The sequence below is a fragment of the Deinococcus sp. genome (genome assembly GCF_018260405.1).
In the GTDB taxonomy this organism is placed as follows: Bacteria; Deinococcota; Deinococci; order Deinococcales; family Deinococcaceae; genus Deinococcus.
The window spans coordinates 1-9,774 of sequence record NZ_JAGLBG010000090.1; the positions used below are offsets into that span (position 1 = coordinate 1).

Below are 9,774 nucleotides of genomic sequence, written 5' to 3' on the forward strand. Positions count from 1 at the left end.
GTGATGGAAATGGGCGAGTCACTCCGTGAACTCCTGCGGTTGGGCGTTAAAGCAGCCTGAAAGGTTCCGAACTACTGCTCAGTAGTTCGGAACCTTTTTACCACTACAGAACTGTGAAGCCGAATTGACTTGTCTGGGACGCCATTGGCGCCAATCCACCCCCCGCCGCTAGTCCCCCTGTACCACTCTCCCGCAAGGGTGGAGCGGCTGAAACCTCGTGTTTAGGGGCACTGTCCTGGCACAACTACAGAAGGTTCCGGACTACTGGTCATGATGGTGGGCCGTACCGGGTATCGGGGCCAAAGTTCAGTGATTCATCAGGCGAGGTATCCCAGTCGCCCGAACCACTGGCGACGGGTCAGCAGCGGGCCGCCCGTACCCAGTTGCACCCGGCCCACGTTCCAGCGCTCGAACAGAATCCGTAGTGCCCCGCCCAGCAGCGCCGCGCCGTACCACGCCGGGGCCTGGGCCGACCAGCGCAGGGTCTGCCCGTCCCAGGCGAGGTGCGGGCAGCTTTCGTCGCGGGCCGCCCAGAACATGCCCCCGCGCTGCCCATCCGTCCAGTCTCCCAGTTTCTGTGCCCGCACAGTCAGAGGCGGTTCGCGCACCTGCTCGTCCCACTGCGGGGCGGCAAAAGCTGCGGCGTAGAGGTCATAAATCTGCTGGTTTAGCCCGCGCACCCGCGAACGCAGCCGGGCTTCCTCGCGCCCGGTTGGGCGGCCCGGTGACTGGTCCAGCGCGGCGCGAATGGCGCTCAGTTCGTTTTCGGCGGCGACCAGCTGCTGCCGGGCGGTGGGTGCGGGCGGCGGCGGGGGTGGGTCGCCTTCCAGGGTGCGGGCGGGGTCGTCGTATACGCGGCTGCCCCAGCCCCGCACCTCGCGCAGCACGCCGCCCTCAATGACCCACAGGCGGTTGGCGACCTCGCGGGCAAAGCGGCGGTCGTGCGTCACGATGACCACCGCGCCCGCATAGGCGTGAACGGCGTTTTCAAGTGCCTGTAGCGCCTCGACATCCAGGTGGTTGGTTGGTTCGTCGAGCAGCAGCAGGTCGGCGCGCAGGCTGCTCACCAGCGCCAGCCCGGCCCGCGCCCGTTCGCCGCCGGAGAGGATTTCGGGTGTTTTGTCCCAGTCGGCGGCGGTAAATCCGGCCCGGCCCAGAATCGCGCCCGTCTGTTTGCCGAAACGGCGCTCGAACTGCCCGTGCAGCGTCTCGCCCGGATGCAGGCCGTGCCAGGTCTGATCCAGGCTCGCCACGCTGACGCCTCCGGCCAGCTGAAACTGCGGCTCCGGGGGGCCGGGATCGGGCTGCGTTTCGCCCGCCAGCAGCCGCATCAGCGTAGTCTTGCCGGTGCCGTTTGCGCCCATTAGCGCCACGCGGTCGCCCTGGCGCAGCCTGAACGCAGCGTCGGACAGTACGGTGTGTTCGCCGTAACTTTGGCTGAGGTGCTCACCCCAGGCCACCACCCGCGCCTGCGCCGTGCCCGCCAGCAGCCGCATTCTGAGCTGGCGTTCGGGCAGCGGAGCCTCGGCGACGGTTACCCGCCCGGCCCGCGTTTTCAGGGCACTGGACGGTTTGCCGCGCCGGTCGAGCCACTCCACGCTGCCGCGCAGCCGCTGCGCCTCTTGCCCGGTCAGTCTGGCGGCGCGGGTCTGGGTGCGGCGTTCCAGGTCGCGCTGTGCCCGCGCCCGCGTGTAGCCGCCCGCGTAATCCTGCGCCTCGCCGCCTTCCAGCCACAGGTTACGGGTCGCTACGGCGTCCAGAAAGTCGCGGTCATGGCTGGTTAGCAGCGTGCCGCCCCGGAAATTTAGCAGCCAGCCTTCGAGCCACTCGCGCATGCGGATGTCGAGGTGATTGGTCGGTTCATCCAGCACCAGCAGCTCGGGTTCGCGGGCCAGGGCCAGCGCCAGCGCCAGCCGGGTGCGCTCGCCGCCCGAGAGCGTGGCCGCCTCACGGTCCAGAAAGCGGGTCAGATCCAGCATGCCCAGAATCCGCCGCACCCGTGAGGGCCAAGCGAACGCCTCGGCGCGTTCCAGGCGGGCGTTTAGCTCGGCCCACTGGTGCAGCCGGGCGGGGTCGCCCAGGTTGGCCTCCAGCGCCAGCAGTTCGGCCTCGGCCTCGCGGTAGGGGTGCGCGGCGGCGGTCAGCTGGCGAACGCTCAGGCCCGCCGGGTGCGCGTGGTGCTGCTCCAGCACAGCCACTCGCAAGCCGTCGGCCCGCCAGACGGTTCCGTCTTCAGGCGGAATTTCGCCCAGCAGCGCCCGCAGCAGCGTGGTTTTTCCGGCTCCGTTGCGGCCCAGCAGCGCCACCCGCTCGCCGGCCACTACACTCAGCGACACGTCGGCCAGAATGACCCGCTCGCCGTACACGACACAAATATTCTCGGCGGTCAGCAGCGTGGACATCGTCAGCGAGGGTAGCAGAGTGCTCAGCGCCCCGCCCTGCGCCGGATCAAGCAGGGGCCACTGCGCCAACTGGCCTACCCCCGAATGATGAAGACGCGTGCTCCCCCCACTGGGCGGGCGGGCTTCATGATCTCTCGGTCGCGGCTGATCCTCAGTGCGGCCCCGCCGCTGAGCCTGGTTAGGCAAGGCACGGACCTAGCTCGGCTGTACCGAAGATCATTTGTGCCGAAGATCATTTTTACGGTAAAAGGCATTTTTGCTGCGGAGGCAGCCCTGGCCCACATCCGTTTTTAGCTGTAAAACGGGCGCTATCATGGCCGAATGTCCGCTTTTACCGTCGCCGCCCTGTACCAGTTTCGCGCCCTCAGCGACCCCGCCGCGCTACGGGAAGATCTGCTGAGCCTGGGCCAACGCCTAGGCCTGTGCGGCACGCTGATCGTGGCCGCCGAGGGCATCAACGGCACGGTGGCCGGGTCGCGGGAAGCTATTACCGGGCTGCATGACTTTTTGCTGGTGGCTGGTTTTGGCAATCTGGAATACAAGGAGAGCGGCGCCAGCGAACAGCCCTTCAAGCGCTACAAGGTACGGCTGAAACAGGAAATCGTGACGCTGGGCGTGCCCGTCGCGCCGCGTGAAAAGGTGGGCACCTACCTGAACCCCGACGAGTGGAACGCCCTGATCGAACAAGAAGACGTGATTCTGATCGACACCCGCAACCGCTACGAGGTCAAGGCCGGAACCTTTCAGGGCGCCATTGACCCAGAAATAGAGAGCTTCCGAGAGTTTCCGGCCTGGGTAGACGAACACCTGGCCGGGGCGCAGGACAAAAAGATTGCCATGTTCTGTACGGGCGGCATCCGCTGCGAAAAAAGCACCAGCCTGCTGCTGGAGCGCGGCTTTAAGGACGTGTATCACCTCAGGGGCGGCATCCTGCACTATCTCGAAGATGTACCCGAGGAAAAAAGCCGCTGGGACGGCGAATGTTTCGTGTTCGACGGACGCGTGACGGTAGGCCACGGCCTGCGCGAAGGCGGCGCCGTGATGTGCCACTCGTGCGGCTGGCCCCTGAGCGCCCAGGAACGCCAGCATCCGCAGTACGAAGAAGGCGTGAGCTGTCAGCACTGCCACGACCAGACCACCGACGCGCAGAAGGCCGCCTTCCGGGATCGCCAGCGCATGTACGGCGCCGGACTGGTCTGAACCGCTTGACCCGGCCCTGTTCAGAATGAGCGATATTCGGGCTATGACCGACCCCACCCGCCTGATTCTGGTACGCCACGGGCAGACCGCCCACAACAAGACCCGCCGTGTCCAGGGCCATATCGACGAACCGCTAGACGAGCTGGGGCGTGAGCAGGCGCACAAAGTCGCGCGGCACTTCCGGCAACTTGGTATTCGCGGCCCGCGTCTGGAATCCAGCGACCTGAGCCGCGCCTACGCCACCGCTCAGGCAATTCAGGCCGAAACGGGCGGCATCCTGGAAACTTATCCGGCCCTGCGCGAGATTTCGATGGGCGAATGGGAAGGGCAGATGTACGACGAATTGGCCGTTAGCGACGCCGAGCTGCACGAGCAGTTCTGGAGCGGCGACCCCAGCATCCGGGCGCGGGGCGGCGAGAGCGCTCAGGAAGTTGCCGAACGGGTATACGCCCACGCGCTGGCCCACTGGCCCAGGGCAGGCGAGACGGTCATTCTGGTGTCGCACGGAATTGCCATCGGGGCGCTGCTGACGCGGCTGCTGGAGCAAGATTACCAGACCCAGTTCCGCAGTGGGCAGTTTATGCACCGCAATACCGGCTATTCGATTCTGGAAGTCGATCCGCTTACCCGTGAAATCCTGAATAGCCAGATAGGGCAGACGCCGCACCTCGACTGAGCGCCGCGCTGGATAACAAAAAACCCCCGCCACTAGGACGGGGGGGGCCTATAGATTCCGCTCAATTCTGGTACAGTCAAGAAGAGCCCAGCTGCACCGTCAGACCGCGAAATCCGTATTTTTCCTTCTCGCATCCGCCTGGAATCTGGTTAGTTCAGAACCGGTTCAGGATTCGGTCATTTCGGCCCGTTGCTCGGCTTCCACTGTTCTAGACGGTGTCGGCTGGCCGCCGCTGCGCACCGTAATGCTGCGCTTCTGGGCCGCTTCGCTGCGGGGCACGTGAATGGTCAGGCTGCCGTTATCGAAGTCGGCCTCGACTTTGCTCAGGTCGTACTTGGCGGGCACGCTGAAGGTTCGCACAAAGGTGCCATAAGCACGCTCGACGCGGTGGGCAGTCTTGCCTTCTGCGCGGCTGTATTTGCGCTCGGCCTGCACGGTCAGGGTGTTGTTCTCGGCCTCGATCTGAAGCTGGCTGGGCGAAATGCCGGGCAGGTCCAGCGTCAGCTCCAGCCCTTTTTCGTCCTCGTGAATGTCCACGGGCGGCGAAAACCGGGTCACGCCTTGGCCGCCGCTGTAGGCACGGTCCATGCGCTGAGTCAGTTCTTCGATATCGCGGAAAGGATCAAATCGCATCATGGGAAAGTCCTCCTGAAAACGGAACTTGAGTGCCTTACACTCAGATGCCTATATGGTAAAACCTGAGTCTAATCATGTCAAGTTTAGTGAGGCTTAAAGGTCATGCCATCAAAGCCGTGGGGCTGTTCCGCAGACCTGTGCCTCGCCTGCTAGACTGACGGGCGGCAAGGGGGAAGTGCCCCCCAGCCTTTCTCTGGCGGGCCTGTGAGCCTGCGACGGCCCCGTGAGGCACGAGAAGGAGCAACTATGCGAGAACATTCAGTGAACCGTCAGCGTGTGCTGGACGGTCTTTTTTTGGTGCCGCTCTTGGTTGGCTGGAGGAGCGCATGAGCGAGCCGAAAGCCACCATCCTTAGCGCGGACGAGATTCGCCGCGCCCTGACCCGCATTGCCCATGAAATTGTCGAGCGCAACAGGGGAGCCGAGAATCTGGCGCTAATCGGGGTTCACACGCGCGGCATTCCGCTGGCCAACCGGCTGGCCGCCAAACTCAGCGAACTGGAGGGCATCGAGGTTCCCGGCGGTATGCTGGACATCACGCTGTACCGCGACGACCTTTCCGAAGTAGCGCGGCAGCCGATTATCCGCGAGACGCAGGTGCCCTTTGACCTTGCCGACCGCCGCGTGATTCTGGTCGACGACGTGCTGTACACCGGGCGCACCGTGCGGGCTGCGCTTGACGCCCTGATCGACCTGGGGCGCCCGGAAGGGATTCAACTGGCGGTGCTGGTGGACCGGGGACACCGTGAGTTGCCTATTCGCGCCGATTACGTGGGCAAAAATTTGCCGACAGCCAAGCACGAAGTGGTCAAGGTCAAGTTGCAGGAAACCGACGGCACCGACATCGTGGAACTCTACGATCTGGAGGCCTTGAAATGACCGCTGGCCCGCGCCCCCGCCACCTGCTGGACTTTCAGGACTGGACGCCTGAGCGCCTGAACGCGCTGCTCGACAACGCCGAAACCATGCTTCAGGTGCTCGACCGCCCGGTGAAAAAGGTTCCGGCGCTGCAAGGACTGACTGTCTGCACCGCGTTTTTTGAAAACAGCACCCGCACCCGCACCAGCTTTGAACTGGCGGCCCGCCGCATGAGCGCCGACGTGGTCAGCTTCGCTGCGGGCAGCAGCAGCGTCAGCAAGGGCGAGAGCCTGCGCGACACTATCGAAGTGCTGACCGCCTATAAGGTCGACGCTTACGTCGTGCGCCACCACGCCGCTGGAGCCGCCCACCTGGTCGCCAAATACAGCGGCAAACCCGTGATCAATGCGGGCGACGGACGCCGCGCCCACCCAACCCAGGCCCTGCTGGACGCCTTTACTGTTCGGCAGGAATACGGCGATCTGAGCGGCAAAAAAGTGACGATCATCGGGGACGTGCGCCACAGCCGGGTGGCCCGCAGTAACGCCGAATTGCTGCCCAAACTGGGCGCGGAAGTGGTGCTGTGCGGCCCCGCCACGCTGCTCCCCGAGGGGCTCGCTGCGCTGCCGGGCGTGACCCTGACCACCGACCCCCGCCAGGCTGTAAAAGGCGCACACGCCGTCATGGCGCTGAGATTGCAGCAGGAGCGCATGAACGGCGGTTACCTCGCTAGTTTGCAGGAGTATGCCGACACCTATCAGGTCAACGAAGGGCTGATGCAGCACGCCGAAAGCGGCGCGATTGTGCTGCATCCTGGCCCCATGAACCGTGACCTGGAAATCAGCAGTGAGGCAGCAGACGGCCCGCGCAGCCGCATTCTGAAACAGGTCGAAAACGGTCAGGCCGTGCGGATGAGTGTGCTGTATCACCTGCTGGTCGGGCGGGATCAGGCTTGAAACGGAGCCTCGCGTTCCCTCTGATTTTACTTTGCGGCTGCAAATCCAACGCGGACCAGCAGCCCGTGACGGTTCGTCCACCAGGGCCGCCAGCCATGCTGGGTCGGCACGTGACGCCCGCTTTTACTGAAGTCAGCGCCTACGTGAGGATGGTCGAGGCGAGTGCGGCGCAGGCCTTTGTCAATGGTGGCCAGCGCCCTTTCACGGCTCCTTGTGACCATCCGGCCATTGACATTTCCATGCGTCCCGAACGCAATACGGTTGAAAGTTGCTCCGTCAGAGTGACGGCGCTAGACCATATTGAACTGGCCGCCAAGATCAGCAACGGCTGGCTGATTGTCAGTGACTCGCAGGGAACGCGCCGGGTCAAAGCCGCTGAGTTTCCCGACCTGAGGCCCTAAGACGAAATGAAACGCCTGGTGACTCTCTGTTTACTTCTGCTCACCGCCTGCAAGCGTGAAGGCACCGCCCAGTCTGCCGAGGCCGAGGCGCTGGATTACGTGCGCCTGGTCAGCGTGGCCGCCAGCAACGCCTACACCGAAACCGGCCAACCGCTTCCGGCCACGCCCTGCACCGACCCACTGTTCGGCATGAAAAAGACCACCAAGTTCCTGAAGCTAGAACGCTGCGTGGTCCGGTACGACTCCGACCAGTCGTACACCGTCGCGGCCCTGTTCAATAAGGATTTGGCCGTGCTCAGCGACGTGAACGGGGCGCGGCGCGTGAACGTAGATGAATTGCCAGAGGTGAATTAATGCAGCGGGCGCTGATGCTGGGGCTTTTGGTGTCGAATGGGTGGGCGGGGGCGTGTGACCTTATGCCGAACTTGCATGACGCTTTGACATGGGAATTTCAGCAGGAATGGGGGCCATGTCCAGCCGCCTACACTACACCGAATCGCCAGTGTATGACCCTGAAGGAACCGCCAATACAAATCCGGAAGCGTCTGTCAGAGTATGCGAGTTGGCCGGGTGCCGACCGTTACGAATGGCACTATGGCGACCTTCAGCGGGGGCAATTTTATGACCACTATGACGTCAGCATCAAGCCTCTGAAAACGGGTAGCCTAGCCATCTTGCGAGAGGAAACCGGGCCTATCGTTGAGCTAGCTCGGAACCTTGGCCTACTGTATGAGCGTACTTATAGAACAACGGATAAAAAAGCAATTTGCACTATACCCAAAGAACTTACAGACGTCCTGAAGACCTGCCAGATCAAGCAGATATCTCGCCAAGGAAGCCTGCTCACTGCTCTTGACCTCAGTTTCACCATGGGGTTTGGCAAGGTCATAGCACCCGAAGAAAAATATTTGTACTACCATTCGCCCATTTGTCCGGTCGTCGTTGTTGAACCCGTCCAGACGACCAGATAAGGAGTTTCCTTATGACCCTAACCATCACCAATATCAAGCGCGTCGGCTCAGATAAAACCGAGTCGGTGACCATCGAAAACGGCCTGATTAAAGGCTGGAACCTACCCGCCGAGGGCCAAACCATCGACGGCCAGGGCGGTACGCTGGCCCCGGCCCTCATTGAGTTGCACGCCCACCTGCGCGAACCCGGCCAGACCGAGAAAGAAGACCTGGCGAGCGGCCTCGCGGCGGCGGCGGCGGGCGGCTACGGCACGGTGGTCTGTATGCCCAACACCCGCCCGGTGATTGATGATCCCGCGCTGGTTCGCAGTCTCATCGAAAAGGCGGACGGCCTTGGTTTTGCCCGCCTGAAGCCTGCCGCCGCCGTGACCAGGGGCGAAAAAGGCGAACACCTGACCGAGATGAGCTACCTCAAGGACGCCGGGGCCGTGATGTTCACCGACGACGGCCTGACCAACGAAAACGCCCGCGTGCTGCGGCTGGGCATGGAGTACGCCCGCTCGCTCAACATGGTGATTTCGGTTCATGCCGAGGACGACGCGCTGCGGGCAGGCGGCGTGATGAACGAGGGGGCAGTGTCCGAGGAACTGGGTCTGCCAGGCAACCCGGCGGCGGCGGCGGCGGCCCGCGTGGCCCGCGACATGGAAATTGTCGCGCTGACTGGGGCGCGGCTCCATGTTCAGCACCTCTCTACGGCCCGCGAGCTGGACATTGTGCGCGACGCCAAAAGGCGCGGCTTGCCCGTCACCTGCGAGGTCTGCCCACATCACCTTGACCTGACCGACGAGAGCCTGCGTACCTTTGACGCCATGTACAAGGTCGCGCCGCCACTGCGTACCCGCCAGGACGCCGACTACCTGCTGGAAGGGCTGCTCGACGGCTCGGTAGACTGTATTGCCACCGACCACGCGCCGCACACCCGCGCCGAGAAGGAGCGCGATCTGCTTGAAGCGCCCAGCGGCATCGCCTATATCGAGATCGCTTTCCCAATCATGTGGACCCGCTTTGGCGAGCGGCTGGGACTGGAAAAACTGCTTGACCTGATGACCGCTGGCCCCGCCCGCGTGATGGGCTGGCCCTTGCCCTCGCTGGAAGCCGGGTCGCCCGCCGATGTGGTGGTTCTCGACCTCGATACCGAGCGCGAAGTGAACCCCGCCGAGTTCAGGAGTAAGGCCAAATTTACGCCCTGGCAAGGGCAAATGCTGAAGGGCTGGCCGCTGCTGACCGTGGTGAACGGTAGAGTGGCTTACCGGCGCGAGCCGTAAATCTGGCCAACACAGAGAGCCGAAGCGTACACAGCTCCGGCTCTCTGTGTTGGTGGCTCAGTTGGTCGCTTAGCGTTCGTCGCGGGGGTCGGGCGTCTGCATCACGCGGGCCTGATCTTTTTCGTTTTGCCTGATCTTGGCCGCGTCGCCGTCGGCTCCCAGGCCGGGGTTAACCGTCTCGGGGGTGGCGCTGGGCAAGTCGCTACGAACGTTGCTGTCGGTGCTGGCTAGGTCTCCGGGGTCAGTCATAGTAATGCTCCTTTCCCAGTGGGCCTTCAGGCTCTCACTTTTAGCGCCCCGCCGGGTGAGAAGACCTGCACCAATTGGTGGCTTTTAGAGGCTGTCTGAGGCCCATATCGTCGGAGTATCCATGCTGCCCTCTTCATCAGGCGCACAATCGCTGGAGCAGA

The 9,774-nt window shown here is 63.5% G+C and carries 11 protein-coding genes; 8 read left to right on the forward strand and 3 right to left on the reverse strand.

From position 1 onward, the window contains the following. Positions 1-317: 317 nt before the first annotated feature. Complete coding sequence (locus tag QZ269_RS10615; protein ID WP_291426695.1) at positions 318-2,402, reverse strand: ABC-F family ATP-binding cassette domain-containing protein; 2,085 nt, start codon at positions 2,400-2,402, stop codon at positions 318-320. Positions 2,403-2,723: 321 nt separating this feature from the next. On the opposite strand from QZ269_RS10615, the gene QZ269_RS10620 reads away from it, so the two are divergent. Together QZ269_RS10620 and QZ269_RS10625 are read left to right on the forward strand one after the other, a co-directional pair. Further along, the gene (locus QZ269_RS10620; RefSeq protein ID WP_291426685.1) at positions 2,724-3,602 is read left to right on the forward strand and encodes a rhodanese-related sulfurtransferase; all 879 of its coding nucleotides are present in this window, start codon (positions 2,724-2,726) and stop codon (positions 3,600-3,602) included. Positions 3,603-3,645: 43 nt separating this feature from the next. Then, positions 3,646-4,278 (forward strand): histidine phosphatase family protein, encoded by a 633-nt coding sequence (locus tag QZ269_RS10625; protein ID WP_291426686.1) that lies wholly within the window; start codon positions 3,646-3,648, stop codon positions 4,276-4,278. A 165-nt stretch (positions 4,279-4,443) separates the two neighbouring features. Here the strand turns inward: QZ269_RS10625 and QZ269_RS10630 are convergent, their stop codons facing one another. Next, complete coding sequence (locus tag QZ269_RS10630; RefSeq protein WP_291426687.1) at positions 4,444-4,914, reverse strand: Hsp20/alpha crystallin family protein; 471 nt, start codon at positions 4,912-4,914, stop codon at positions 4,444-4,446. A 326-nt stretch (positions 4,915-5,240) separates the two neighbouring features. On the opposite strand from QZ269_RS10630, the gene pyrR reads away from it, so the two are divergent. The 6 genes from pyrR to QZ269_RS10660 all read left to right on the forward strand — a co-directional run bounded on the left by pyrR (position 5,241) and on the right by QZ269_RS10660 (position 9,364). After that, entirely contained in the window at positions 5,241-5,792 is a 552-nt protein-coding gene (pyrR, locus tag QZ269_RS10635; protein WP_291426688.1) for a bifunctional pyr operon transcriptional regulator/uracil phosphoribosyltransferase PyrR, read from the forward strand. Beyond that, positions 5,789-6,727, forward strand: coding sequence for an aspartate carbamoyltransferase catalytic subunit (locus tag QZ269_RS10640; RefSeq protein ID WP_291426689.1), 939 nt, complete (start codon positions 5,789-5,791; stop codon positions 6,725-6,727). Before pyrR ends, QZ269_RS10640 begins: the two co-directional genes overlap by 4 nt. Before the next feature lie 110 nt (positions 6,728-6,837). Continuing rightward, positions 6,838-7,128: a hypothetical protein gene (locus tag QZ269_RS10645; protein WP_291426690.1), complete on the forward strand. Its 291-nt coding sequence runs from the start codon at positions 6,838-6,840 to the stop codon at positions 7,126-7,128. A 6-nt stretch (positions 7,129-7,134) separates the two neighbouring features. Continuing rightward, complete coding sequence (locus tag QZ269_RS10650) at positions 7,135-7,482, forward strand: hypothetical protein (protein ID WP_291426691.1); 348 nt, start codon at positions 7,135-7,137, stop codon at positions 7,480-7,482. Between the two features lie 152 nt (positions 7,483-7,634). Next, positions 7,635-8,099 (forward strand): hypothetical protein, encoded by a 465-nt coding sequence (locus QZ269_RS10655; protein WP_291426692.1) that lies wholly within the window; start codon positions 7,635-7,637, stop codon positions 8,097-8,099. Between the two features lie 11 nt (positions 8,100-8,110). Continuing rightward, positions 8,111-9,364: a dihydroorotase gene (locus tag QZ269_RS10660; RefSeq protein WP_291426693.1), complete on the forward strand. Its 1,254-nt coding sequence runs from the start codon at positions 8,111-8,113 to the stop codon at positions 9,362-9,364. A gap of 69 nt (positions 9,365-9,433) precedes the next feature. On the opposite strand, the gene QZ269_RS10665 is transcribed toward QZ269_RS10660, so the two are convergent. Continuing rightward, on the reverse strand, positions 9,434-9,613 hold the full coding sequence (locus tag QZ269_RS10665; RefSeq protein ID WP_291426694.1) for a hypothetical protein: 180 nt from the start codon (positions 9,611-9,613) through the stop codon (positions 9,434-9,436). Between the last annotated feature and the right edge of the window lie 161 nt (positions 9,614-9,774).

Excerpts from the sequence above, each read along its gene's own strand:
- QZ269_RS10615 (WP_291426695.1), bottom strand. The coding sequence starts at position 2,402 with ATGTCCACGCTGCTGACCGCCGAGAATATTTGTGTCGTGTACGGCGAG.
- QZ269_RS10620 (WP_291426685.1), top strand. The coding sequence starts at position 2,724 with ATGTCCGCTTTTACCGTCGCCGCCCTGTACCAGTTTCGCGCCCTCAGC.
- QZ269_RS10625 (WP_291426686.1), top strand. The coding sequence starts at position 3,646 with ATGACCGACCCCACCCGCCTGATTCTGGTACGCCACGGGCAGACCGCC.
- QZ269_RS10630 (WP_291426687.1), bottom strand. The coding sequence starts at position 4,914 with ATGATGCGATTTGATCCTTTCCGCGATATCGAAGAACTGACTCAGCGC.
- pyrR (WP_291426688.1), top strand. The coding sequence starts at position 5,241 with ATGAGCGAGCCGAAAGCCACCATCCTTAGCGCGGACGAGATTCGCCGC.
- QZ269_RS10640 (WP_291426689.1), top strand. The coding sequence starts at position 5,789 with ATGACCGCTGGCCCGCGCCCCCGCCACCTGCTGGACTTTCAGGACTGG.
- QZ269_RS10650 (WP_291426691.1), top strand. The coding sequence starts at position 7,135 with ATGAAACGCCTGGTGACTCTCTGTTTACTTCTGCTCACCGCCTGCAAG.
- QZ269_RS10655 (WP_291426692.1), top strand. The coding sequence starts at position 7,635 with ATGACCCTGAAGGAACCGCCAATACAAATCCGGAAGCGTCTGTCAGAG.
- QZ269_RS10660 (WP_291426693.1), top strand. The coding sequence starts at position 8,111 with ATGACCCTAACCATCACCAATATCAAGCGCGTCGGCTCAGATAAAACC.
- QZ269_RS10665 (WP_291426694.1), bottom strand. The coding sequence starts at position 9,613 with ATGACTGACCCCGGAGACCTAGCCAGCACCGACAGCAACGTTCGTAGC.